The sequence below is a fragment of the Bounagaea algeriensis genome, assembly GCF_054491375.1.
Window position 1 is genome coordinate 2551823 of sequence record NZ_CM137102.1, and the last position, 25349, is coordinate 2577171.

19 protein-coding genes are annotated in these 25349 nt (G+C 71.7%); 9 read left to right on the top strand and 10 right to left on the bottom strand.

Annotation, left to right across the window (positions count from 1 at the left end):
• Positions 1 to 3: 3 nt before the first annotated feature.
• The 4 genes from ACVGV2_RS11505 to ACVGV2_RS11520 are packed head-to-tail and all read right to left on the bottom strand — an operon-like array spanning position 4 to position 5253.
• Entirely contained in the window at positions 4 to 1602 is a 1599-nt protein-coding gene (locus tag ACVGV2_RS11505) for an acyl-CoA carboxylase subunit beta (protein WP_459162366.1), read from the bottom strand.
• Positions 1599 to 2747: an acyl-CoA dehydrogenase family protein gene (locus tag ACVGV2_RS11510; protein ID WP_459162367.1), complete on the bottom strand. Its 1149-nt coding sequence runs from the start codon at positions 2745 to 2747 to the stop codon at positions 1599 to 1601. The genes ACVGV2_RS11505 and ACVGV2_RS11510 overlap by 4 nt, the downstream gene beginning before the upstream one ends.
• The gene (locus ACVGV2_RS11515; protein ID WP_459162368.1) at positions 2744 to 4465 is read right to left on the bottom strand and encodes an acyclic terpene utilization AtuA family protein; all 1722 of its coding nucleotides are present in this window, start codon (positions 4463 to 4465) and stop codon (positions 2744 to 2746) included. The genes ACVGV2_RS11510 and ACVGV2_RS11515 overlap by 4 nt, the downstream gene beginning before the upstream one ends.
• On the bottom strand, positions 4462 to 5253 hold the full coding sequence (locus ACVGV2_RS11520; RefSeq protein WP_459162369.1) for a TIGR03084 family metal-binding protein: 792 nt from the start codon (positions 5251 to 5253) through the stop codon (positions 4462 to 4464). The genes ACVGV2_RS11515 and ACVGV2_RS11520 overlap by 4 nt, the downstream gene beginning before the upstream one ends.
• Before the next feature lie 115 nt (positions 5254 to 5368).
• On the opposite strand from ACVGV2_RS11520, the gene ACVGV2_RS11525 reads away from it, so the two are divergent.
• The 3 genes from ACVGV2_RS11525 (at position 5369) to ACVGV2_RS11535 (ending at position 9512) form a co-directional block, all read left to right on the top strand.
• A complete protein-coding gene (locus tag ACVGV2_RS11525) occupies positions 5369 to 6994 on the top strand; it encodes a class I adenylate-forming enzyme family protein (RefSeq protein ID WP_459162370.1) in 1626 nt (541 codons plus the stop codon).
• A 42-nt stretch (positions 6995 to 7036) separates the two neighbouring features.
• Positions 7037 to 8572: an acyl-CoA synthetase gene (locus ACVGV2_RS11530; protein WP_459162371.1), complete on the top strand. Its 1536-nt coding sequence runs from the start codon at positions 7037 to 7039 to the stop codon at positions 8570 to 8572.
• 199 nt (positions 8573 to 8771) lie between these two features.
• Positions 8772 to 9512 carry a DedA family protein gene (locus ACVGV2_RS11535; RefSeq protein WP_459162372.1) on the top strand — a complete coding sequence of 247 codons (741 nt, stop codon included), beginning with the start codon at positions 8772 to 8774 and terminating at the stop codon, positions 9510 to 9512.
• A 67-nt stretch (positions 9513 to 9579) separates the two neighbouring features.
• On the opposite strand, the gene ACVGV2_RS11540 is transcribed toward ACVGV2_RS11535, so the two are convergent.
• Positions 9580 to 11004 carry a phytoene desaturase family protein gene (locus tag ACVGV2_RS11540; RefSeq protein WP_459162373.1) on the bottom strand — a complete coding sequence of 475 codons (1425 nt, stop codon included), beginning with the start codon at positions 11002 to 11004 and terminating at the stop codon, positions 9580 to 9582.
• Positions 11005 to 11101: 97 nt separating this feature from the next.
• A complete protein-coding gene (locus ACVGV2_RS11545) occupies positions 11102 to 12202 on the bottom strand; it encodes a pyridoxal-phosphate-dependent aminotransferase family protein (RefSeq protein ID WP_459162374.1) in 1101 nt (366 codons plus the stop codon).
• Between the two features lie 336 nt (positions 12203 to 12538).
• Here ACVGV2_RS11545 and ACVGV2_RS11550 point away from each other — a divergent pair, with 336 nt between their 5' ends.
• The 5 genes from ACVGV2_RS11550 to ACVGV2_RS11570 all read left to right on the top strand — a co-directional run bounded on the left by ACVGV2_RS11550 (position 12539) and on the right by ACVGV2_RS11570 (position 18937).
• The gene (locus ACVGV2_RS11550) at positions 12539 to 13846 is read left to right on the top strand and encodes an MFS transporter (protein WP_459162375.1); all 1308 of its coding nucleotides are present in this window, start codon (positions 12539 to 12541) and stop codon (positions 13844 to 13846) included.
• 179 nt (positions 13847 to 14025) lie between these two features.
• A complete protein-coding gene (locus ACVGV2_RS11555; RefSeq protein ID WP_459162376.1) occupies positions 14026 to 14895 on the top strand; it encodes an ABC transporter ATP-binding protein in 870 nt (289 codons plus the stop codon).
• Complete coding sequence (locus tag ACVGV2_RS11560; protein ID WP_459162377.1) at positions 14892 to 15677, top strand: ABC transporter ATP-binding protein; 786 nt, start codon at positions 14892 to 14894, stop codon at positions 15675 to 15677. Before ACVGV2_RS11555 ends, ACVGV2_RS11560 begins: the two co-directional genes overlap by 4 nt.
• Before the next feature lie 33 nt (positions 15678 to 15710).
• Positions 15711 to 17204, top strand: a complete 1494-nt coding sequence (locus ACVGV2_RS11565; RefSeq protein ID WP_459162378.1) for an ABC transporter substrate-binding protein — start codon at positions 15711 to 15713, stop codon at positions 17202 to 17204.
• Positions 17201 to 18937: an ABC transporter permease subunit gene (locus tag ACVGV2_RS11570; protein ID WP_459162379.1), complete on the top strand. Its 1737-nt coding sequence runs from the start codon at positions 17201 to 17203 to the stop codon at positions 18935 to 18937. Before ACVGV2_RS11565 ends, ACVGV2_RS11570 begins: the two co-directional genes overlap by 4 nt.
• A 48-nt stretch (positions 18938 to 18985) precedes the next feature.
• Here the strand turns inward: ACVGV2_RS11570 and ACVGV2_RS11575 are convergent, their stop codons facing one another.
• Both ACVGV2_RS11575 and ACVGV2_RS11580 read right to left on the bottom strand, forming a co-directional pair.
• On the bottom strand, positions 18986 to 19846 hold the full coding sequence (locus ACVGV2_RS11575) for a nicotianamine synthase family protein (RefSeq protein WP_459162380.1): 861 nt from the start codon (positions 19844 to 19846) through the stop codon (positions 18986 to 18988).
• A 65-nt stretch (positions 19847 to 19911) separates the two neighbouring features.
• A complete protein-coding gene (locus tag ACVGV2_RS11580) occupies positions 19912 to 21567 on the bottom strand; it encodes an L-lactate permease (RefSeq protein ID WP_459162381.1) in 1656 nt (551 codons plus the stop codon).
• Between the two features lie 144 nt (positions 21568 to 21711).
• Here ACVGV2_RS11580 and ACVGV2_RS11585 point away from each other — a divergent pair, with 144 nt between their 5' ends.
• On the top strand, positions 21712 to 22380 hold the full coding sequence (locus tag ACVGV2_RS11585; RefSeq protein ID WP_459162382.1) for a GntR family transcriptional regulator: 669 nt from the start codon (positions 21712 to 21714) through the stop codon (positions 22378 to 22380).
• Between the two features lie 120 nt (positions 22381 to 22500).
• Here ACVGV2_RS11585 and ACVGV2_RS11590 read toward each other — a convergent pair whose 3' ends face one another.
• Both ACVGV2_RS11590 and ACVGV2_RS11595 read right to left on the bottom strand, forming a co-directional pair.
• The gene (locus ACVGV2_RS11590) at positions 22501 to 22977 is read right to left on the bottom strand and encodes a (2Fe-2S)-binding protein (RefSeq protein ID WP_459162383.1); all 477 of its coding nucleotides are present in this window, start codon (positions 22975 to 22977) and stop codon (positions 22501 to 22503) included.
• 10 nt (positions 22978 to 22987) lie between these two features.
• Entirely contained in the window at positions 22988 to 25327 is a 2340-nt protein-coding gene (locus tag ACVGV2_RS11595; protein WP_459162384.1) for a xanthine dehydrogenase family protein molybdopterin-binding subunit, read from the bottom strand.
• Positions 25328 to 25349: the final 22 nt, after the last annotated feature.

Consider the following 25349-nt stretch of genomic DNA (forward strand, 5'->3'; position numbering starts at 1 on the left):
TCCTCACATCCGGAAGACGCCGAAGCCCTCGGCGCCTGCGATCGGGGCGTTGTGGATGGCCGACAGGCACATCCCGAGCACCGTGCGGGTGTCCCGCGGGTCGATGACGCCGTCGTCGTAGAGCCGGCCGGACAGGAACAGCGGCAACGACTCGGCTTCGATCTGCTTCTCCACGGCTTCCCGGGTGTCCGCGTCGGCTTCCTCGTCGAACGGTTGGCCCTTCGCTTCGGCGGCCGCGCGGCTGACGATCGAGACGACACCGGCCAGCTGCGCCGGACCCATGACCGCGGATTTGGCGCTGGGCCAGGAGAACAGGAAGCGCGGATCGTAGGCGCGGCCGCACATGCCGTAGTGGCCCGCGCCGTAGGAAGCGCCCAGCAGCACCGACAGGTGCGGCACGGTCGAATTGGACACCGCGTTGATCATCATCGCGCCGTGCTTGATGATGCCGCCCTGCTCGTACTCCTGGCCGACCATGTAACCGGTGGTGTTGTGCAGGAACAGCAGCGGCGTGTCGGTCTGGTTGGCCAGCTGGATGAACTGGGCGGCCTTCTGCGCTTCCGCGGAGAACAGGACGCCGTGGTGGTTGGCGAGCACGCCGATCGGATAACCGTGCAGTTCGGCCCAACCCGTGACGAGGCTGGACCCGTAGCGGGCCTTGAACTCGTCGAAGTCGGAACCGTCGACGACGCGGGCGATGACCTCGCGCGGGTCGAACGGCACCTTCAGGTCCGCCGGTACCACGCCGAGCAGCTCCTCGCTGCTGTAGCGGGGTTCTTCGACCTCCGCGCGGGGTTTCGGGCCCTTCTTGCGCCAGTTGAGCCGTTTGACGATGGAGCGTCCGATGCGGACGGCATCGGGCTCGTCGACCGCGTAGTAGTCGGCCAGGCCCGAACTCTGCGCATGCACGTCGGCACCGCCGAGGGCCTCGTCGTCGGAGTCCTCACCGGTGGCCATCTTCACCAGCGGTGGCCCGCCGAGGAACACTTTGGACTGCTCCTTGACCATGACCACGTGGTCGGACATGCCGGGGATGTAGGCACCGCCCGCGGTGGAGCTGCCGAACACGAGCGCGATGGTGGGGATGCCGGCGGCCGAGGCCTGCGTGATGTCGCGGAACATGCGCCCGCCGGGGATGAACACTTCCTTCTGCGTCTGCAGGTCCGCCCCGCCGGACTCGACCAGGGCGATCACCGGCAGCCGGTTGCGCATGACGATCTCGTGCGCGCGGAAGGATTTGCGCACCGTCCACGGATTGCTGCTGCCGCCGCGCACGGTCGGGTCGTTGGCCACGAGCATGCACTCCACGCCCTCGACCACGCCGATGCCCGTGACGACCGAGCCGCCCACCTGAAAGTCGCTGCCCCAGGCCGCCAGCGGGCACAGTTCCAGGAACGGCGAGTCCTCGTCGAGCAGCAGCTCGATGCGTTCGCGCGCGGTGAGTTTGCCGCGCCGGCGGTGGCGCCGCACCTTGTCCTCTCCCCCGCCGGCGAGGGCCTTGGCGTGCTCGGCCTCGACCTCGTCGAGTTTGCTGCGCATCGCCTCCTCCGCGCTGGTGAAGTCGGCGGAGGAGGTGTCGAGCGCGGACTGCAGAGCGGTCATGTCCGGTACCCCAATCGATTCGCTGCCAGACCGGTGAGGATCTCGCTGGTGCCGCCGCCGATGCCGAGGATGCGCATGTCGCGGTACTGGCGTTCGATCTCGCACTCGCGCATGTAGCCGAGCCCGCCGAACAGCTGCACGGCCTCGTTGACCACCCACTCCCCGGCCTGCACGGCCGTGTTCTTGGCGAAACAGGTCTCCACGGTGAGGTCCTCCTCGCCGGCCGCGGCACGTTCGGCGAGCCGGCGGGTGTACACCCGGGCCACGTCGATGACGCGTGCCATCTCGGTGAGCGTGTTCTGCACGGACTGGCGGCCGATCAGGGCGCGTCCGAAGGTCTCCCGGTCGCGGCACCACTGTTCGGCCAGTTCCAGGCACCGCTGCGCGCTGGCGTAGGCCTGCACGGCGAGGCTGAGCCGTTCGGTCACGAAGGCGCGGGCGATCTGCAGGAAACCGGAGTTCTCCTCGCCCACCAGGTTCGCCGCGGGCACGCGTGCGTCCGCGAAGGACAGTTCGGCCGTGTCGGAGCAGTTCCAGCCCATCTTCTCCAGCTTGCGGCTGACGGTGAAGCCGGGCGTGTCCGCATCCACCACGAGCAGCGAAATGCCCTCCGCGCCCGGACCTCCCGTGCGCACCGCGGTGACCGCGAAATCGGCGCGGCAGCCGGAAGTGATGAACGTCTTGGCACCGTTGACGACGTAGTGGTCGCCGTCGCGTTCGGCCTTGGTGGCCAGATGCCCCACGTCGGATCCGCCGCCGGGTTCGGTGATCGCCAGCGAGCCGATCTTCGCACCGTCCAGCGTGGGCCGCACCCAGCGATCGACGTGCTCCTCGTCGCCGGCCCACACCATGTGCGGCAACGCGATGCCCGAGGTGAACAGCGAGGCGAACAAACCGCCCGCGGCGCCGGCGTGGTGCATTTCCTCGGCGATGACGGTGGCGTCGACGAGATCACCGCCGCCTCCGCCGACCTCGGTGGGAAAGCTCGCCCCGAGCAGGCCGAGTTCCCCGGCCCGCCGGTGCAGGCTGCGCGGCAGCTCGCCGGCGCGTTCCCACTCGTCCTGGTGCGGCAGCACGTCACCTTCCACGAACCGCCGGACGGTCGCGCGCAGCTCTCGCCGCTGGTCGGTGTCCCACGTGGTCAAAGCAACTCCTCAGCAACGGCGATGTGCCGGGACCGCAGCCACTCGCCCAGCCCCTTGGCCTGCGGATCGAAACGGGCCTGTTCGGCCACACCTCGGCCCAGCAGGCCGGTGATGACGAAGTTGAGCCCCCGCAGGTTCGGCAGCACGGTCCTGGTGATGGGCAGTTCGGCGGTTTCGGGCAGCAGTTCGCGCAGCCGCTCGACGGTGAGCGCGTGCACCAGCCAGCGCCACTGCTCGTCGGTGCGCACCCAGACTCCGATGTTCGCGTCACCGCCCTTGTCACCGCTGCGCGCCGCGGCGAGCGCGCCGAGCGGTACGCGGCGGGTCGGTCCGGCCGGCGGCGCCGGCGGCAGTTCCGGATCAGGCGGTGGCCCCGGCGTGCGCGTTTCGGCGGCGGAGGCGATGTCCACCCGGTTCCCGTCGGGCAGCACGGCGGTGTGCGGCACGCGGTCGGCGTCGACGTATCCGGGTGTGAACACTCCGTACGGTGCGGCTTCGCCGGGCGCGCCGGTGAGGCTGAAGCCGGGGTAGCTGGCCAGGGCGAGTTCGACGGCGACGTTGGAGAACGCGCGGCCGACGACGTCCGCGTCCGGGTCGCGGGCCACGCAGCGCAGGACCGCGCTGGCCCGCTCCTCGGTGTCGGCATCGGCGCGGTCGAGGCGGGCGAGCGTCCAGTTCAGCTCGGCGGGCTGCTTCTCGAGCCCGCCGGTGAGCTGTCGCTGCACGAGATCGGCCTTGGCTTCGATGTCGAGTCCGGTGAGGACGAAGTCCATCTCGTTGCGGAACCCGCCGAGGGTGTTCAGCGAGACCTTCAGCTGCGGCGGTGGGGCTTCGCCGCGGGTTCCGGAGATCCGCACGCGGTCGGCGCCGTCCGCGGCGAGCTGGAGGCTGTCGAGGCGCGTGGTCACGTCCGGTCCGGCGTAGCCGGCGTGCTGGATTTCGTACATCAGCTGCGCGGTGACCGTGTCGACGGTCACCGCGCCGCCGGTGCCCGGGTGCTTGGTGATGACGCTGGAGCCGTCGCGGCGGATCTCGGCCAGCGGGAAGCCGGGGTGGACCGGGTCCGGGATCTCGGTGAAGAAGGCGTAGTTGCCGCCGGTGGCCTGCGCACCGCACTCGATGACGTGCCCGGCGGCGACCGCGCCGGCCAGCGCGTCGTAGTCGGTGCGCTGCCAACCGAAGTGCGCAGCGGCGGGGGCGACGGTCACCGAGGCGTCGGTGACGCGGCCGGTGACGACGACGTCGGCCCCGGCGTCGAGGCATTTGACGATGCCCCAGGCACCGAGGTAGGCGTTGGCGGTCAGCGGTTCGCCCAGTCCGAGTTCGGCGGCGCGGTCAGTGAGGTCGTCGCCTTCGACGTGCGCGATCCGTGCCGGCACGCCGAGCCGCTCGGCGAGTTCGCGCAACTGCTCGGCGAGGCCGGCGGGGTTGAGCCCGCCGGCGTTGGCGACGATGCGCACGCCGCGGTCCACGGCGCGTCCCAGGCACTCCTCCATCTGCCGCAGGAACGTCTTGGCGTAGCCGAGATCGGGGTCTTTCATCCGGTTGCGGCCGAGGATGAGCATCGTGAGCTCGGCGAGGTAGTCGCCGGTGAGCACGTCGAGCTCACCGCCGTCGAGCATCTCGCGCATGGCGGCGAACCGGTCACCGTAGAAGCCGGAGCAGTTGCCGATGCGGATCAGCTCGGGATCGGTGGCCAGCGGCCGGGGTGGCCTCATGGGAACTGCCTTGCCTTCCTGCCCGTTCCGGGCGCGCCGGCGAACGCTTGGGCGATGGTGAGCCAGTGGGCCGCGTCGGGGCCGGTGGCGGTGACGGCGAGGTCGTCGCGGTGGCGGCGCTGGGTGACCAGCAGGCAGAAGTCCAGTGCGCGCCCGGTCACGCGCTGGCCCGCGTCGGCCGGTCCCCAGGTCCACTGCTGGTCGTCGGGTCCGGTGAGCTCGACGCGGAACGGCTCGTCGGGCGCGTCCTGTCCGTGCAGCGCGTAGGCGAAGTCGCGGGTGCGCACGCCGATGTGGGCGACGTGTCGCAGCCGGCCCGTCGGCGTGCGGACCGCTCCGAGCGCGTCGGCGACGTCCTGGCCGTGCGCCCAGGTCTCCATCAGCCGTGCGGTGGCCATCGACGCCACTCCCATCGGGGGCCCGAACCAGTCGAGCTTGCGGTCTGCCGGTGCGCGGTGCAGCGCCTCGCGCAGTCGTTCGCGTCCGCTGCGCCATTCCACCAGCAGCTCGGCCGGCCGGGTGTGCGCACGTTGTTCGGCAGCCTCGTCGACGAACCCGAGGGGGTTCTGCCGCGCCTGCTCGACGACCGCGGCGAAGGCGGCCGGGTCGGTGGCCGATGTCAGCGCGACCGAGTCGGTCCAGGTCAGGTGGGCTATCTGGTGCGCGATGGTCCAGCCGGCGGCCGGGGTCGGCAGTGCCCACCGCTCTCGTGGCAGCTCGGCGACCAGGCTGTCGAGGTCTTCGCCCTCGGCGCGCAGGTCGTCCAGCAGTGCTTCGACGTCCGTCACGCACTGGAGCGTGGCACCAGGTAGCCAGAAAAATCAAGCACGCTTGATTGTTTTGATTCCCGGTGTGCGATACCTTTCCTATGATTCGGCACACACGCTGACCGAGGGGCGCGCCATGACTGGAATGCACGCTGATCTCTCCGGTGTCGATCCGCTGGTGGCGAACCTGACCCACCGAGCAGTGATCGGCGACATGCTCACCCGGTGCGCGCAGACCTACGCCGACCGGGCGGCCGTGATCGACGGCGAGCACGCCCTGTCCTACCGGCAGCTGGAGGATCGGGCCAACGCGGTCGCGCGCGGCCTGCTCGATCACGGGCTGGACCGGGGCGACGGGCTGGCGCTGCTCCTCGACAACCGGTGGGAGTTCGTCGTCACGTTCTTCGCCTGCGCGAAGATCGGCGTCGTCGCACTGCCGCTGAACACCGCGCTGGCTCCGGAGGACATCCGATACCAGCTCGCCGACAGCGGCGTCCGGACCGTGGCCGCGGAACGAGCCCGCCTGCCCGCTCTGGAAGCGGCCCTGCAGAACGGCGACGGCACGGCGGTGCGCGCGGTGCACGTCATCGGCGGCGTCGCCGGCGAGGCCCCCGACGACGTCGCCGGCCGTCCGGCGCACGCGTGGTCGCACCTGCTCGAACACGACACCGCGGTCGTCGAGCGGATCGTCGACGACCGCGACATCCTGCACTGCCTGTACACCTCCGGCACCACCTCGCGCCCCAAAGGCGTGGTGACCAGCCACGTGGCCGTGCAGATCGCCGTGCTGACATCGGCGCTGCACCTGGGGCTGCGGCCGGGCCGCACCGGACCGGTCATGCCCGTCGTGCTGCCGATGTTCCACGTCACCGCCCTCGACGTGCTGCTGCTGCCGGTGCTGCAGCTCGGCGGAACCGCGGTGCTGCACCGCGGATTCGACCCCGCCGCGGTGCTGGAGGACTTCACCCGCCACCGGGTCAGCCACATCGCCCTGCTGCCCGCGATGTGGGCGGCGATCCTCGACCACCCGGAACTGCCCGAAGTGGACACCACGAGCCTGCGGACCGGCTTCTACGCGATGGCGCCCATGCCCGAGCAGTTGCTGCGGGCGCTCCGCGCCGCGTTCCCGCAGGCCGACATCCTGCTCGGATCCGGGCAGACCGAAACCACCCCGCTGTCGCAGATGCAGTGGCCGGAGCACCAGGGCGAGAAGGACGGCTCGTGGGGTTCGGCCGTGGCCACCACGGACGTGCGCATCATGGCGCCGGACGGCCGGCTGCTGCCGCCGGGCGAAGAAGGCGAGATCGTCTACCGCGCACCGCAGCTGATGGCGGGCTACTTCAACGCCGCCGAGGCCAACGCCGCGGTCTTCGCCGACGGCTGGTTCCGCGGCGGCGACGTGGGCTACCGCGACGAGGAAGGCGTCGTGTGGTTCACCGATCGCACCAAGGAGATGCTCAAAACCGGCGGCGAGAACGTTTCGTCGGTGGAAGTGGAACGTGCGGTGCTCGCCCACTCCGGTGTCGCGGAGTGCACCGTGGTGGGTCTGCCGGACGAGCGGTGGGGCGAGGCCGTCACCGCCTTCGTCGTGCCTCGCGCGGACGAGCGGATCACGGACGAGGACCTGCGCGCCCACTGCAAGGAGGCGCTGGCCGGCTTCAAGGTCCCCAAACGGTTCGTCCTCGTCGACTCGCTGCCGAAGACGGCCACGGGCAAGATCCAGAAGCACCGCGTCCGCGAGGAGCACCGCCCGCACCACTGACCGCGCCGTCCCACCCGTCCCCACTTCGCGAGGAGCTCACCGATGACCACCGCGCAGCCGCCGATGGACCTCGGTTCGTGGATAGCCCGCCGAGCCGCCGCGACACCGCACCTGCCGGCGATCACCTTCAACGGCACCACCCTGGCCTACCGCGACTTCGCCGACCGGATCGACCGGCTCGCCGCCGAACTGTCCGCAGGTGGAGTGCGGCACGGCGACCGCGTCGGCTACATCGGCCTGAACGACCCGTCGTTCCTCGTCGCCCTGTTCGCCACCGCGCGCATCGGTGCCGTGTTCGTCCCGATGAACTTCCGGCTGACCGCACCGGAACTCGGCCACATCTGCACCGATGCCGAGGTGCACACCGTGCTCGCCGATGCCGACCGCGCCGCCGTGGTCGACGCGGCCGCCACCGGTGACGTCCCGCAGCGCCGGATCGCGCTGACCCCGGTGCCGGGGTGGGAATCCCTCGAGGACCTGCTGTCCGCGCGGGAGCCGCTGGCCGATCCGGTGCATCCGGGATCGGACGAGGTCGCCGTGATCATGTACACCTCGGGCACCACCGGCCGCCCCAAGGGCGCGATGCTCACCCACGGCAACCTGTTCTGGAACAACGTCAACGCGCTGCTGTCCTTCGACACCAGCCAGCACGACGTCTCGCTGGTGTGCGCCCCGCTGTTCCACATCGGCGGGTTGAACGTCACCACGTTGATCACGCTGCAAAAGGGCGGGCACATCGTGATGATGTCGACGTTCGAACCGTCCCGGGCGCTGGAGCTCATCGCCGAGCACCGCGTCACGACGATGTTCGGCGTGCCCGCGATGTTCCTGTTCATGAGCCAGGCGCCCGAGTTCGCCACGACCGACCTGTCGAGCGTGCGCTACTTGATCTGCGGCGGCGCACCGGTGCCGGAGGCGCTGATCCACCGCTTCGGTGCGCGCGGGGTCCCGTTCGCGCAGGGTTACGGGCTGACCGAGACGGCACCGCTGGCGCTGGTGCTGCGCACCGACGAAGTGGACGTGAAGATCGGCGCGGCCGGCCACCAGGTGCTGCCGCTGTCGGAGGTGCGCCTGGTCGACCCGGCCAACGAGCCCGTCCCCGTTGGCGAAACCGGGGAGGTCTGCGTGCGCGGGCCACAGGTGATGGCCGGCTACTGGCGCGACCGCGAGGCCACCAACGCGGTCATCGACGCCGAGGGCTGGTTCCACACCGGCGACCTCGGCGTCGCCGATGCCGAGGGCTACGTGTGGATCGTCGACCGCGTCAAGGACATGATCATCTCCGGGGGAGAGAACGTCTACCCCGCCGAGGTGGAGGACGTGCTCTACGGCCACTCGGCCGTCGCCGAAGTCGCCGTGCTCGGCACCGCGCACGACACGTGGGGCGAGGCGGTCACCGCGGTGGTCGCCACGCGTTCCGGCGCCACGCTCACGCTGGACGAGTTGCGGGAGTTCGCCCGCGACAAGATCGCCGGCTACAAGATCCCGCTGCGGTTGGAGTTCACCGACGCCCTGCCCCGCAACACCACCGGCAAAGTGCTCAAATACCGCATCCGGGAGCAGCTCGCTGAGGCGTAGCCCACAATGCTGCGCCATTCAGGGGGGACTGCGGGGTCACCCGGATGCGTGCGGCCGGGGGTAGCGAGTGGACTGGGGGCATGCGTGCACGTCCCCCCACCGGCAGCAGCGAGCACGTGCTGCCGCACTCGACCGCAGCCGCTGAGGCAGTCCGGGCCGCAGGGACCCCGGGGAAGGTCCGGAGGCAGGAGCCGGGCGCGTGACCGGCGCCCTGAACATGCTCGAGCAAGCGATCACCTCGCCGTGGGTGTACGTGGTGCTGTTCGTCCTCGCCGCTCTGGACGGTTTCTTCCCGGTCATTCCGGGCGAGACGGCAGTGGTCACCGCCGCGGTGTTCGCCGGCGCCCACTTCCCCGACGTGCCGGGGATCATCACCGCGAGCGCGGCGGGGGCCTTCGTCGGCGATCACGTCGCGTACGCGCTCGGGCGCAGCCCGGTCGGCCAGTGGCTGATCGCACGGCTGCGCTCCCGCCCACGTGGCCGGGCGGCCTTCGCCTGGGCCGACGCCACCCTCGGCGAGCGCGGAGGGCAAGTGCTGCTCGCGTCCCGGTACGTGCCCGGGGTGCGCACCGCCACCACGCTCACGCTGGGCGGGGTGCGCTACCCGTGGCGGAAGTTCGCGCTGTTCGACGTCCTCGCCGCCGGGTTCTGGGCCGTCGGCTGGACGCTCGTGGGCTACCTCGGCGGCGCCGCTTTCGGCGGTGACGAGCTCACGTCGCTGGGAATCGGCATCGGTCTGGCCTGCGCGCTGATGGCTCTCAGCGAGATCGCCCGCCGCCTGTGGCGGTACTGGCTGCGCCGGCGCAGCCGGGCCGCCGAAGGTGCGGTCGCGGAGGGCGACAGCACGGCCGCGGCGGACCACGGCGCGACTGCGGCGGACGAAGACGCCGCCGCGGGGAACGACGACGCCGCCGCGGAAAAGCCCCGCAGCAGCCATTAGACGTGCCGCTCGGGAAAGTTGGTGACGGGTCGGACGTAGACCTCGTCCGAGACCTCGGCACCTGCGCTCATCGCCCCGCCGAGCGCAGGTAGCGCAGCGCTCGCAGGGCGGCGTGGTGGCCGCACATGCCGTGCGCGCCCGGGCCGGGCGGGGTGGCCGCCGAGCACAGGTAGTGGCCGGCAACGCCCACGTCGTAGGGGTGCAACGTGGTGCGCGGACCGAAGACCAGCTGCGGGAAGTCCTTGGCGCCGGTCATGATGTCGCCGCCGGCGAAGTTCGCGTTCTCCGCGGCGAACCGGGCCGGCGGGCGCACCTCACTGTCCACGATGCGCTCGCGGAAGCCGGGCGCGAAGCGCTCGACCTGCGCGGTGATCGCCTCGGTGGCATCGCCGGCGTAGTCGTGCGGGACGTGGGCGTAGGTCCACACCGGGTGCACCGAGCCCGCCGAGCGCTGCGGATCGGCGAGGTACTGCTGGCCCACCAGGACGAACGGCCGCTGCGGCATCCTGCCGGCGTTGACCGCGCGCTCGGCGGCCGCGATCTCGCGGAAGCTGCCGCCCAGGTGCACGGTTCCGGCGCGCCGCGCGGCCGGTGCCGTCCACGGGACGCCGCCGTCGACGGCGAAGTCGACCTTGAACGCCCCGGGGCCGCGGCGGAACCGCGAGTAGGCCCGCGCGGTCCGCGGCGGCAGCCGGTCGCCGAGCAGGGCGGCCACCAGCGGCGGGGCCAGGTCGTGGAGCACGACGTCCGCGGCGGGCAGGTCGGCCGCGCTGCGCACCGGTGCGCCCCGGACGATCGTTCCGCCGAGGTCGTGCAGCAGCGCGGCGAGCGCGTCGGTGACCCGCTGCGATCCGCCTTCGGCCACCGCCCAGCCGTACCGGTGGCCGGCGGTGAGAAGGCCCAGGCCGACGGCGGCGCTGAAGGGGCGGTGCAGCGGCCGGAAGCCGTGCGCGGCCACTCCGCCGAGCAGGGCGCGGGCCCGCTCGGTGCCGAACAGCTTCACCAGTGCGGCGGCCGGCGCGGCTGCGGGGATGCCGAAGCGGGCCAGCAGCAGGGGATGCCTGGGCACGTGCAGCAACGGGCGCAGCACATCGCTGCGGAGCTCGTCGTAGGCCGCCGACGGGTTGCCGAACAGGGTCCGCCAGCGCGTTCCGTCGGACCCCAGCTCCCGCGCCGTGTCGTCGACCGAGCGGTGCAGCACGCCGGCGTCGCCGCCGTCGAGCGGGTGTGCGCAGTCGATCTCCGGGTAGCGCCAGCGCAGCCCGTAGCGGGCGAGGTCCCGCCGCTGCAGGAACGGCGATCCCACGCCCATGGGGTGCACGGCCGAGCAGCGGTCGTGCACGAGTCCGGGCCGGATCGCCTCGTACGAGCGGGTTCCGCCACCGACCTCGTCGGCCGCTTCCAGCACCGTCACGGCGACGCCGCGTTCGGCGAGGGTGACGGCGGCGGCCAACCCGTTCGGTCCGGCTCCCACCACCACGGCGGTGCTCATTCCAACACTGCCCCCACCCGGCCTCTCGGTGATGCCTGGCGCAACCGCGGCGCGTCCGGCCGCCGCCGGTGGCGGCCGGACGCGCCGTCACCGCGGTTCAGCGCCTGAGGACGCTGCGCAGAGCGCCGAGGAGCATCTCAACGCGGTCCAGCCCCGCGTTCTGCCCCATCAGGCCGATGCGCCACACGCTGTTGGCGTACGGGCCGGCGCCACCGCCGATCTCGATGCCGTAGTCGGTGAGCAGCTGTTTGCGCACCCCGGCGGAGTCCACGTCGTCCGGCACGACCACGCTGGTGAGCTGGTGCAGCCGGTGCCCCTGCGCCGCGAACAGCTCCAGCCCCATCTCCTGCAGCCCGTTCTGCAGCGCCTCTCCGGCCGAGCGGTGCCGCTCGGCCACGGCGGGCATGCCCTCTTCCAGCACGCGCCCGAGGGCCGCGTGCAGGGACGCGACCATCGCCGTGGGGGCGGTGTGGTGGTACGCGCGCCCGCCGGAGGAGCCGCCGGTGACGTAGTCGCCGATGAGTCCGAGATCCAGGTACCAGGTCGTCGGCTTCTCCACCCGGCGGTTCCACGCCCGTTCGGAGACCGTGAACGGCGCGAGCCCCGGCGGCACGCCGAGGCACTTCTGGGTGCCGGCGTAGGCGATGTCCACGTTCCACTCGTCGAGCTGCATCAGCTCGCCGCCGATGGAGGTGACGGAGTCGACGAGCAGGAGCGTGCGCTCGTCGCGCTGGCGCAGCGCGCTGCCGAGCCGCTTGATGTCGCTGCGCACGCCCGTGGAGGTTTCGGCGTGCACGGCGGCGACGATGGACGGCGAGGGGTGCGCCTCGAGGACGCGGTCGACGTCCACGGGTTGCCCCCAGGCGTGGTCCACGCGGACCACCTCGGCGCCGTAGCGGGCAGCGACGTCGCACATCCGCTCCCCGAACAGTCCGTTCACCGCCACGACCACGACGTCACCGGGACGCACGAAATTGACGAAGGCCGCTTCCATGCCGAGCGATCCGGTTCCGGACAGCGGGAGGGTTCGGAGGTTCTGCGTCCCCCACACCTGCCGCAGGCGGTCGCCGGTCTCGTCCAGCATCGCGAGGAACTCGGGGTCCAAGTGCCCGAGCATCGGGCTCGCCAGACCCGCAGTCGCCTCGGGGTAGGCGTTCGACGGCCCCGGGCCCAACAGAGAACGTTCCACAAGTGCCATGCCGGCCATTCTATGTGGCGCAGATCCCATGCCGACGAAGCGGATGGGTTGACAGCAGGGCCGCAATCGTGCCCCCAACCGCACCACACCGCCGTTTTCGGTGGCTGCGCAGGAGCGATCCCGCGGCCGGCGAGGCACCCGCCGCGGCTCGAGCGGGATGCAAAGCATAGGCTGTTGCAACTCATTATCATTAGTTCGTCCGCCGAGCGCGGTCGCGCCGCGGACGCCGTCCGCTCCCACCGCGACGGCGCGCGCACCCCGCCCCTGCGGCCCCGCGGCCGGAAGCCGGTGCGAGCGGCACCCGCCAACCACACCCGCGCCCCGAAGGAGTCCCACGTGACCGCCACCGGCACTCGCCGCGCGGCCCTCGTCCAGCGCTGGTCGCTGTTGGGCCACGTCACCCGGCTTCCCGGCATCGTCCGGTTGCTGCTGATCACGCAGATGGTGTTCAACATCGGGTTCTACCTGGTGGTGCCGTTCCTGGCGGTGCACCTGTCCGAGGACCTCGCCATGGCCGGATGGGCCGTCGGCATCGTGCTCGGGGTGCGGACGTTCAGCCAGCAGGGCATGTTCGTGGTCGGCGGCGCGCTGGCCGACCGCTACGGCGTGCGCCCCACCGTGCTCGCGGGCTGCGCGCTGCGCGTGTTCGGGTTCGTGGTGCTCGCCGCGGCGGGCACGTTCGCCACCGTCCTCATCGGAACAGTGCTCATCGGCTTCGCCGCGGCGTTGTTCTCCCCCGCCGTGGAATCGGCGCTCGCCTCCTACGGGTCCGATTTGGAGCAGCGCGGCACCATCACGCGCACCGAGCTGTTCGGCTTGTTCGCGGTCTTCGGCGAAATCGGGTCGGTGACCGGACCGCTGCTCGGTTCGGCACTGCTGACCGTCGACTTCGGACTGACCTGCTCGGTCGCAGCGGGCGTGTTCGTGCTGGTCCTGGGCGCGCACGCGCGGTGGCTGCCGCGAAGCACCAGCGAGAGCCGCCGCCCGCTGCTGCAGGGGTGGACGCGGATCACGCGCAACCGGACCTTCCTCGTCTTCGCCGCCGCCTACAGCGCCTACCTGCTCAGCTACAACCAGCTCTACCTGGCGCTGCCCGCGGAGCTCGGCCGCGTCGGCGCCGAGTCGGCGCTGGGCTGGATGTTCGCGCTCGCCTCGCTGATGGTCGTGCTCGGCCAGTTGCCGCTGGCCTCCTGGGCCCGCACGCGCCTGGGCGCGGCGCGGGCCCTGCCGATCGGCTTCGGGCTGCTGAGCCTCGCGTTCGCCGCGGTGGCCGCCTGGGCGCCGTGGACACCTCCACCGGAGCCGTTCGGTGTGCTGCCGGCGGTGTGCTTCGTCGTGCTGCTGACGTGCGGGCAGATGCTCGCGGTACCGCTGGCGCAGGACCTGGTGCCGCGGCTGGCCGGGGAGGACAACCTCGGGGCGTACTACGGCTTCCTCGCCTCGGCCGGCGGGCTCGCCGTGCTCATCGGCAGCGGCGTGGCCGGCGGCCTGCTGGACTTGGCCGCCAGCCCGGGCGCGCAGGCGCCGGTGCCGTGGCTGGTGCTCGCCGCGCTGCCGGCCGCGGGCGGGCTCACCCTGTTCGTGCTCGCCCGCGGCCGCGTCGGCGCGGCCGCGGCACCCGCTCGCGAGAGCAGCGTCTCGTAACCGGCGAGCAGCCGGCGGCGCACGGCGCTGGCGAACCGACCCGCTGCGGTGTGCCCCGGTGGGCGGGCATACCGGCAGTGCCGAGCTGCCGGCGTGCCCGGTGGTCAGCCGTCCCGCCCGCAGCGGGTCTTCCGGGGGGTCTCGACTCCGCACTTCTGCAAATGGTTATCATTTGTAGTGTGAGTGGTGATCACGCAACCCGCACCCCGGCCCCGGTGGACCGCGCGCCGGTCCTCGACGTCGCAGGCCTGTCCGTGGACATCGGCGGACGCCGACTCGTCGACGACGTGCACTTGCAACTGCTGCCCGGCCAGCGGCTCGGACTCATCGGCGAGTCGGGATCCGGCAAGTCCCTGACCGCTCTGTCCCTGCTCGGGCTGCTCCCCCCGAAAGCGCGCACGACCGGCAGCCTCCTCCTGCACGGCCGGGAGGTCGCGCGGCTGCCCGAATCGGAGTGGAGACGGTTGCGCGGTGCCCGCATCGCCATGGTCTTCCAGGACGCGGTCTCCGCGCTGAACCCGCTGGTGCGCGTGCAACGCCACATCGCGGAACCGCTGCGGAAACATCGCGGCATGGCAGGCCCGCGAGCGCGGACGCGAGCACGCGCCCTGCTCCACCGAGTCGGCTTCTCCGACGCGGAACGGGCGGCGCGGTGCACGCCTGCGCAGCTCTCCGGCGGACAGCGCCAACGCGTCGCGCTCGCAATGGCACTGGCCTGCCGCCCGGCGGTCCTCGTGGCCGACGAGCCCACCACGGCACTGGACGTGACCGTCCAAGCCGAGATCCTCCAGCTCCTCGCCGACGTCACCGGCGGCGAGGACGGGCCGGCGCTGCTGCTCATCTCCCACGACCTGCCGGTGGTCGCTCAGCTGTGCTCGACGGTGATGGTCATGCACGAAGGCGCGGTCGTCGAGCGCGGAGCGCTCACCGAGATGCTGCGCGGCCCGCGGCATCCGCGCACGGCCGCACTCGTCGACAGCGCCCGGCAACTCGAATCCCCGCGGGCCCGCGCGCTTCCGGAGCGGGCGGCACGGGAGCGAACGGCATGAGCACGTTGCGGGCCCACCAGCTGCGCCGCACCTACCGCGATCCGCACGCCGGCATCCGCACCGCAGGCGGCGGGGTCACGGCGGTCGACGGCGTGAGCGTCGAGCTCGCAGCGGGCGAGCGGCTCGGCCTCGTCGGCGAGTCCGGCGGGGGCAAGTCGACGCTGCTGCGCCTGCTGCTCGGGCTCGAAAACCCGGACGAGGGCGGCGTCGTGTGCGGTGACCGCGCCGTGCGTCCCGCGAGCGCGCGGTCGCTGCGCTGGTTCCGGTCCGAGGTGCAGGCAGTGCCGCAGGACCCGTGGTCCTCGTTGAACCCCCGGATGCGCATCGGCGATGCGATCGCGGAACCGCTGCGGAGCCTGCGGGTGGCCGGATCGCACGGCGCACGGGTCGCCGAGGTGCTGCGCGCCGTCGACCTCGAACCGGACATGTCCGAGCGGCTGCCGGGCTCGCTGTCCGGCGGCCAACGCCAGCGCGTCGCGATCGCCCGCGCCCTCGCTCCGGCACCGCGGTTCCTGCTGGCCGACGAGCCGGTCAACGCGCTGGACGCCTCCGTGCGGACGCACGTGCTGCGCCTGCTGGAGGAGCTGGCCCAACGCGAGGGACTCGGACTGCTGCTGGTGACCCACGACCTCCCCGCCGTGCGCATGATCTGCGACCGCGTGCTGGTCATGCGGCGCGGCGAGATCGTGGAAAGCGGCTGCGCGGACGACGTTTTCCGCGCTCCCCGGCACGAGTACACCCGCGCCCTGCTCGCGGCGACCCCCCGGCTGCCCGCCGTGTAGCCGTCCGACCCCACATCCGAGGAGGTGTGCGCTGTGGCCGTGCGTACCGAACGCGCCCGCTGCGCGACCGGATTACTGGCCAGTGCCCTGGTTCTGAGCGGCTGCTTCGCCAATACCGGCGATCGCGGCGCGGACGACCGCATCGACCTCGCCCTGGCCTTCCAGCCCGCGGCCGACATGTCGCCGTACAGCGATGATTCGGTGCTGCTGAGCAAGATCGGAACCACCGAGACCCTGACCGCGCTGGACGACGACGGCGCACCGCGGCCCGCCCTCGCGGAGAGCTGGCAGCGCACCGCACCGAACGCGCTGCGGATGACGTTGCGGCCCGGGGCCACCTTCCACGACGGCACGCCGGTGACCGCCGAGAACACCGCCTCCGCGCTCCGGCACGCGACCGAGGCCCCCACACCGCCCCGCGCGCTCGACGGTGTCGAACTGGACGCGGAACCGGTCGGCAAGCGCACCCTCGAGATCTCCACCGGCCGGCCCGACCCCGTTCTGGCGCACCGCCTCTCGGCTCCGGAGCTCGCCGTGCTCGCGCCCGCCGCCTACCGCGAGGACCCGGCTTCCCCGGATCCGGTGCGCGCGGGCACCGGCCCGTACGTGCTCGACGTGGTGCACGGCAGCACCGGCGCGTCCCTCAGCGCCAACCGCGAGTACTGGGGAGGCAGCCCGCGAGCTTCCGGCGTGGAGGTGCGGTTCATCGCCGACGGTTCGACCCGGACGAAAGCCCTGCGCGCAGGTGAGGCCGACGTCGTCGACGCCGTCCCGGCCGCGCAGCTGACCACGCTGTCCGAGCACGAAGTGCTCGACGTCCCGCTGCCGCGGTTGGTCAGCACCCACTTGAACACCGCGCGGGGACCGTTCACCGACCCCGGTCTGCGGGCTGCGGCGCGCGAGGCCGTGGACGGGCGCGCGATCGCCGACGCCGTCTACTCGGGCCGGGCGGACCCGGCGCGCGGGCTGTTCGGCCCCGCCAGTCCCTGGGCGGAGAGCGCTCCGCAGCGCGCGAAGACCCCACCGGCCGAACCGCGGGGGCGATCGATCCGGATCGCTACCTACGACGAGCGACCGGAACTGCCCGAGACGGCGAGCGTGGTCGCCGAAATGCTGCGCGCGGCCGGATTCCGCGTCGAGGACGTCGTGGTGCAGGAATACTCCACGATGGAGTCGGACCTGCTCGACGGTGCCTACGACGTCGTGATCGGGACCCGTTCGTACGGCCTCGACACCGGCGATCCGATCAGCTACCTGGGTACGGATTGGACGTGCGCGGGCAGTTACAACCTCTCGCAGCTGTGCGACCCGGCGATCGACTCCGCCGTCGCCGAGGCGGGTCGAGCCGACCCCCGGCAGCGCAAGCAGGATGCGATGCGGATCGCCGAACGAGTGCTCAGCACCGACGCGGTCATCCCGCTCGCCCACGAGCGCACGCGCATCGGCCTGCAGCCGGACGTGCGAGGCGTGGCCGAGGACAGCTTCGACCGCCGCCTGATCACCGAGGAAACGGCGGTGGGGGCATGAGTTCCGCGGTCCGCCTTTCCGCAGCGATCCCCGCGCTGCGGAGATGCCTCGTCGTTGCCGGCGCGCTGACGGGTCTGGCGTTCCTCGTCGGCGCGTTGCCGTGGCTGAGCGGGGACGACCCGGCTCAGACGGTGCTGCGTGCCCGCTCGGCCGAGCGGGAGCTCAATCCCGCCGTGCTGGAACGCATCCGGCAGGAGGCCGGCATCCCGGACGACCCGTTCACCGGCACGGTGAGCTGGCTGGCGGGCGCGCTGCAGGGTGATTTCGGCCGGTCCTGGATCACCGGGGATCCCGTGTCACCGGCAGTGGTGCAGGCATTGGGCTTCTCGATGACCCTGGCCGCGGCGGCCAGCGGAGTTTGCCTCCTCGGCGCTGCGCTGGTGCTCGCCCCGAGCCTGTGGCGAGCCACCCGCACCGGCGAGCCCACCGGCACCGGTGCTGCGGCCGCGGGTGCGGTGATCGCGGCCCTGCCGGAGTTCCTCGTGGCCGCGGTGCTGCTCAGCGTCGTAGCCGTGCATTGGGGACTCGCACCGACCGCAGGGTGGTCGGGCCCGAGCAACGTTCCGCTGCCGGCCCTGGCGCTGGGAGCGCCCGCCGCCGGCGTGCTCAGCCGCGTGCTCTCCTCGGCCGTGGACAGCACGCTGGCCGAGCCGTGGGTGCGCACGTGGCGCGCCACCGGTTTCCGACGCGCGGCCCTGGCCGGCGCTTTGGTGCGCCGCGCCGTCGCGATCGCCTTGCCGCAGGTGGTTCTGCTGTTCACCGGACTGCTCGGCTCCGGCGTCATCATCGAGACGATCTTCACCATCCCCGGATTGGGTGCGACCGCGCTGGAAGGAGTGCTCGCGCAGGACCTGCCGCTGGTGCAGGCCTGCGTGGCCGTGCTCGTCCTGCTCGGGCTCGGGCTGGGAGCGCTGGGGATCCTCGCGCACCGAGCGCTGCTGGGGCCGGCGCTGCGCACCGCGGGCATGGCGCCGAGCGCTCCGACATCGCGCGGCGCTCCCCGGTGGGCGCTGGTCCTGGCGGCCGTGCTGTGCGCGGTCATCGCGCTCGGCCTGCTGCGGGACCCCTACGCCCTCGCGTTGGACCAGCGGCTGGGACCACCCGCGGCGGCGCACCCCTTCGGCACGGATGAGCTGGGGCGCGATCTGCTCGCCCGGTTCGCCCACGGAGCACTGGTGAGCATCGGCCTCTCGGTGGCGGTGAGCCTCGTCGCACTGGTCATCGGGGTGTTCGCCGGCGCGCTCGGCACCCGCTCGCGCGCGGGCGCGGCCGACGTGCTCAACGCCGTTCCGCCGGTGCTCGTCGGCATCGTGCTCGTATCGATCACCGGACCGGGGCTGCTCAGCGCCGCTCTCGCCGTCGGCTCGGTCGCGTGGGTCCCGCTGGCGGTGCACGGCCGGACGCTGGCCGCGGAAGTCCGCGCGTGCAGTTTCGTGCAGGCAGCGGTGATCAGCGGTTCGGGGCGGGCGACGATCTTCCTGCGGCACCTGCTCCCCTCGGTGCTTCCCGGTGTGGCGCGGCACGCGTTGATCCGGATCCCGCACAACGCGCTCGCGCTGGCCGGCCTCGGCTTCCTCGGCCTGGCGGGTTCGCACGACTCGCCCGAGTGGGGCGCGATGCTCGCGGAATCGCTCGACTACGCCGAACTCGCCCCCTGGACGGCGGCAGCGCCCGCGGTGGGACTCGCGCTGCTCGGCGTCGTCGCCGGTTCGATCGGCACGAACCGCACCTGACAGCGCGGGGTCCGGCCGTTGCGACCGGGCCCCGCGGCGCGGCGTTCGTCAGCGCGGACGGGCGACCAGCACCGAGTTGACGACGTCGTTGCACGGGTGCACCTCCAGCAGCGGGCGGAACCCGTGCAGCTCGTCCACCGAGACCACCGGGTACAGGGCCGCGCGCATGCGGTGCGCGGAGCGGACGAGCAGCGTCGTGCCCGGGTGCAGACGTCGGGCGAGCACGTCGAGCACGGGGCTCTTGCCGCTGCTGTCCTCGCCCACGAGGGCGGCGAGCACGACGACGTCGGCGGTGGCGACGTCGCCGCGTTGCGCGGCCGCAGCCGCGTCCGCGTGCACGGTGCTGACCCGGTCGGACAGCCCCAGCGCCCGGGTGGTCCCGGCGGCCAGGGTGCAGGCCCGCTCGTCGCAGTCGACGTTGACCACGCGCGTGCCGTGGTCGTGGGCGTGCACCAACCCGGTCAGCGGTAGCGGCCCCGCGCCGAGGAACGCCACCGTGCGGGGGTTCCCGGCGCCGGCAGCCGCTGCCGCGGCCCGTTCGACGCGCACGAGATCGCGGTAGTTGTCCAGGTACGGGAACCTGTGCAGCACCGCCCACGGATCGGTGGACTCCACGAGTTCACCGGCCCAGTGCTGCTCGAGCAGGGTTTCCCCGTCCGCGCTGATCCGGCGCAGCGAGCGCAGCAGTTCGGTGATGCCCGGACGGGCGAGCACTTCCCCCGCCGTCCGTTCATCGGTCGAGGTGCACAGCTCGACGAGGCGCCCGAAGGTCGCGTCGGTCTCCGCCGACGGGCGCAGATCGGAGCGCTGCAGCCGGTCGTTGAGGCTGCGCAGCTCGTCGAGCAGGTGGCAGGCGGATGCGGGTTCGGGCAGCGTGGCCGCGGGGGCGGACGACTCGGGAAGATCCATACGCACAGCGTAGATACAAACGAGTATCATTTTCATTAGTGCGTGCGAGTGTCATCCGCAACACCTCACGGCAGCATCCAGGCCAGCACCGGTGTCGCCTGCAGCCCCACGAGCAGGCAGATGCCGACCAGCAGCACCGCGCTCCAACCCACGACGCGGCGCAGCAACTCCCCCTCGCGCCCTTCGAGGCCCACCACGGCCGCGGCGATGGCCAGGTTCTGCGGCGAGATCATCTTGCCGACGACACCACCCGAACTGTTGCCCGCGGCCAACAGCTGCTCCGACAGCCCCGTCTGCTGCGCCGCGGTCATCTGCAGCAGCCCGAACAGCGAGTTCGCCGAGGTGTCCGATCCCGTCACGGCCACCCCCAGCCAGCCGACCACGGGCGAGAGCAGGGCGAACACGCTGCCGGCCTGGGCCAGGAACAGCCCCAGCGTCACCGTCTGCCCGGACAAGTTCATGACGTAGGCCAGCGCGAGCACCGCCGAGACCGTGACGATCGTCCACCGGAACTGCGCGATCGTGGCGCCGTAGCTGCGCAGCGCCCTGACCGCGCGCACGCGGTAGACCAGCGCGGTGAGCGCACCGGCCACCAGCAGCACCGTGCCCGCGTTGAACAGCTCGAACTCGAACACGACGCTGGAGACCGCTTCCCCGGACTCGTCGAGCACGTGCACGCCGGGCCAGGCGAACTCCCAGGCCGCGTGTTCCGACAGCCAGTCCGACACCGCGCCGAACGTCGTCACCGCGAACAGCGCCACCACGATCAAGTACGGCGCGAACGCCCGCAGCGCGGACCCCTTCCCCGCGCGGCGGTCCATGGCGGTGTCGAACTCCTCGCTCGGCGCCGTGCCGTCGCCGCCGGCCACGGCCGGCACCTTGCCCGTCACGGCCAGCCGCTCGGTCGGCTGCCACACCCGCAGCAGCGCGACCACCGCGAACGCGCCGGCGAAGGCCGCCACGACATCCGCGATTTCGTACGCGATGAAGTTGGCGGCGACGAACTGCGCCACGCCGAAGACCACACCGCTGACGAGCGCGGCCGGCCACGTCTGCCGCAACCCGCGGCGACCGTCCACCATGAACACCAGGAAGAGCGGGACGACCACGGCCAGCACCGGTGTCTGCCGACCGACGACCGCACCGATCTCGGCCGGGTCCAGCCCCGTGACCTCCCCGAGGGTGGTGATCGGCACTCCGACCGCACCGAAGGCCACCGGTGCCGTGTTGGCCACGAGCGCGACCGCGGCGGCGCGGAACGGCTGCACGCCGAGCGTGACCAGCATGGCCGCCGAGACCGCCACCGGCGTGCCGAACCCGGCCAGGGCCTCGAGCAGCGCGCCGAAGCAGAAGGCGATGATCACCGCCTGGATCCGCTGGTCGTCCGACAACGAGCCGAAGGCCCGGCGCAGCACGCCGTCCCAGCCGGTCAGTTCGGTCAGCTTGTAGATCCAGATCGCGTTGAGCACGATCCACAGGATCGGCACCAGCCCGAACGCGGCCCCCTCGGTGCCCGCGAGCGCGGCCTGCACCGGCGGCATGCCGTAGCCGAGCACGGCCACGGCGACAGCCACGGCCAGCGCCACGAGCGAGGCCTTCCACGCCTTCCACCGCAGACCGCCGAGCAGCACGAACAACGTCAGCAGCGGCAAGGCGGCGATCAGCGCGCTCCACCCGAGCGATCCCCACAACGGCGCGTAGGTCTGCTCGTAGGCTTCCATTGGTCCTCCCCGCGCACCCGAGAGCGGCAGACGTGGTGGCTCACTTCACGTACGATTGTCAGACAATGGCGTTCGTCTGCCGGACTGTCAACAGTTCACGGGGAGGTTCGCGGAAGGGCGCAGACGGATCGTCGAGGAGGCGGCATGGGGCGCACCACGGGACATTCGCTGGCGACGGTGTCGGTCGTCGACGCGCTCATCGCCTCGCTGCGCGACCGGGTGCTCGACGGCGAACTGCCCGCCGGAACCACGCTGGCCGAAAACGAGGTCGCGGCGGAGTACGGGGTTTCCCGCCCCACGGCGAAGAGCGCTCTGTCCACACTGGTCAACCAGGGACTGCTGCACCGCGAACCCAACAAGCCGGCCGCCGTGCCCCACCTCGGCCCCGCGGACATCGAGGACGTCTTCCTCGTGCGCGCGCCGCTGGAACTGGAAGTCGTGCGCGCGCTCGCGACGCAGGGCAACGCTCCCGTGCGCGAGGCCGAGCGCGCCGTCGCCGACCTCGGCGCTCTGCAGGACGCCGCATCACCGAGCGCGTTCGCCGGAGCCGACCTGCGATTCCACCAGCTGCTCGTCGACGCGGTCGGCAGCCCCCGCCTCACACGCCTGTACCAGGAGATCCGGGGCGAGATCCACCTGTGCATGGTGCAAACGCGCCACACGCTCGGGCGTGACCGGATCGCCGCGGAGCACACAGCAGTGCTCGACGCCCTGCGAACCGGCGATGCCGACGGCGCGGTGGCGCGGATGGGCGAGCACCTCGACGGCGCACGGCGCTCGCTGCAGGGGGACTTCGACGATCCGGCCCGCTGAGCGGCGCGGTGCCGCGCCGCTCAGCGGCCGTTCGCGCCCCTCGTCGCGGAGCGGCCGCAGTGGAACCGCGCCGGCACGCCCGCTCGCTCCGGACGAGCCACCGCGACGCGGCATCCGCGGCTACATCTGCTGCGCTCCCCTCTTGATCGCCTCGCGGATGCGCGGATACGTGCCGCACCGGCAGATGTTGCGGATCTCGTCGAGATCGGCATCACCGACCTCGTGGCCTTCGGAACGCGCCTGCTCGACCTTGGCGACGGCGGCCATGATCTGGCCGGGTTGGCAGTAGCCGCACTGCGAGACGTCCTGCTCGAGCCAGGCGTCCTGCATCGGGTGCAGGTCCCCGCCAGCCGTGTCCGCCAGTCCTTCGATCGTCGTGATCTCGTCGTCCGCGCCGATGTCCGACACCGGCACCGCGCACGGGTTGAACGCCTTGCCGTTGTAGTGGGACGTGCAAGCCTTGCAGACGTTGATGCCGCACCCGTACTTCGGCCCGGTGACGCCGAGGAGATCGCGCAGCACCCACAGCAACCGCACGTCGTCCTCCACGTCGACGGTGACGCGCTCGCCGTTGAGGATGAAAGATTGTTCGGGCACGAGGTCCTCCTCAGTACGCGTGCTGCAGACCGTCGGTCGGCGACGGTGGGAGCGGCGGTTCCTTCGGTTTCGGGTCGAAGCTCAACGTGTCGTGGTTGATCGGGAAACTGGTGGGCATCTCGCCCACGGCCCGCGCGTAGGCGCAGGCCACGGCGGACATCGAGGAGGCCACGCCGAGCTCACCGGCACCGCCGGGTTCGCCGGTGGTCGGTGGCATGACGATGAAGTTCACCTCCGGCGGGACGTTCCACTGGCGGGTGTAGAAGTAGTCGTCCCAACTGCCTTCCAGGAACAGGCCGTCCTTCAGGTGCAGGCTCGAGGTCAACGTCAGCGCGATACCGTCCATGAGGCAGCCCATCATCTGGGCTTTCAGCCCCTGCGGGTTGATCGGCAGCCCGACGTCCACAGCGGACACCGCCTTGGTCACCCGCGGACCGGCCACCGCGTCGCGGATCCGTCGACCCGTCGTCTCCGGGCGGCAGTCGATCTCCACCAGCACGGCGTTCACGCCGTAGTACTCGGCGTGGAAACCGATTCCCTGGGCAGTGCCGGCAGGCATCTTCTTGCCCCACTCCCCGACTTCGGCCACCTTGTCGAGCACCGCGCGGGCGCGGTCGTCCTTGAAGAACTCGCGGCGGAACTCGTACGGGTCCTTGCCCATCTCACCGGCGAGCCGGTCGACGATCAGTTCCCGCGCGCAGGTCACGTTCGGCGAGTAGACGTTGCGCATGCTGCCCGTCGGGAAGTCGTCGTAGGTGAAGACCTCGTTGAGCAGCTGGTCGGCCACGCCGAAGTTGTACGGCACGTGCTGAGTTGTGGCGAAGATCGTCTCGGACAGCGTCAGATTCGCGACACCCGGCGGGAGCTTCGCAGCCATCGCGGTGACGATCTCGCCCAGGCCGTGGGTGAAGTCGGTGGCCACGCTGGTGTGCCGCTGCTCGTAAGTGAGCACGTCGCCGCCCGAAAAGGACACCCGGATGCGGGAGGTGTTCATCGGATGGGTGCGCCCGTGCCGGGAATCGTCGGTGCGGTGCCACATCAGCTTGACCGGTTTGCCGAGCTGCTGCGAGATCTCGGCGGCCTCGATGGCGGCGTCGTGGAACAGCTTCCGCCCGAACGAACCGCCGCCCTCGGTGACGTGCACCGTCACCGCGTTCTGCGGCAGGCCCAGCTTCTTGGCGATGAGCCCCTGGGCCGCGATCGGCACCTTCAGGCCGCTCCAGATCTCCGCGCGGTCGGGTTTGACGTCCGCGATCGCGCTGTTCGGTTCGAGCGCGCTGTTGCTGTTGAAGTAGAAGGTGAACTCGCCCTCCACGGTCTTCGCCGCCGGATCCACGTCCGGTACGGCCAGCGGGATCTCACCGGCTTTGAGCTTCTCCAGCACGGTCTCGTCGGATTCGCCGTCGACGCTGCCCGCGCCCCAGGAAACCTCCAGCGCGCGCACGGCGTCGATGCACTGCCCGAACGTCTTGCCGCGCACGGCCACACCGGTCGAGACCGGCACGGCATCGGTGATCCCCGGCATCCGCCGCACCCGGTCGAGGTTTCCCACCGATTCGACGGGCGCGTTGAGCCTGGGCGGGCGGCAGACCATCGTCGGCAGCGCGTCCGGAACGCTCAGGTCCGTGGCGAACTCCTTGCGTCCGGTGACGATGTCGCGCGCGTCGATGCGGTTCTGCGGTTTTCCGATCACCGAGAAATCCGCGGAGGGTTTCAACTGCGTGGAAACCTGCTGCGTCTCCTTGGCCGCGGCCTTCTCGGCCAGTTCCCCGTAGTCGACGCTCCCGCCGCCCGGCGCGCTGATGACTCCGCCCTGCGGGGTCAGCTTGCCGACGACCTCGTCGAGCTGGGCGGAAGCGGCCTGCAGCAGCTTCCCCTTGGCGATGGCGGCGGCGGTGCGGATCGGGTTGTAGGTCGCGATGGTCGTGTTGGACCCCCCGGTGAGCTGGTTGAACACGAGCTCCGGGCGCGCGTCGGCGAGGCTGATGTGGACCCTCTCCACGGGCAGGTCCATCTCCTCGGCGATGATCATCGCCGTGGAGGTGGTGATGCCCTGCCCGACCTCCGCGCGGGGCAACGCGAACGACACCGTGCCATCGCTGTTGACCTGCACCCTGATCAGGTTCGACGTGGCGCGGGCGGCGTCGGTCAGCATGTCGTTGAGGTCGTATATCTCCGCCGGTTGCGGTGGGGAGGGCACGGCGGCCGCGGCCTTCGGCCCGGATCGCCCCGCCACCAGCTCCGCCGCGGACACGAGTGTCGGAGCGGCGAGCAGGTAGCCCAGGAACCGGCGCCGTCCCAGGTCGGATCGCCCATCACCCAGGTGCGGCAGTTGCGAGTCCTGTGCCATCGATCGTTCCTTTCAACGCGTA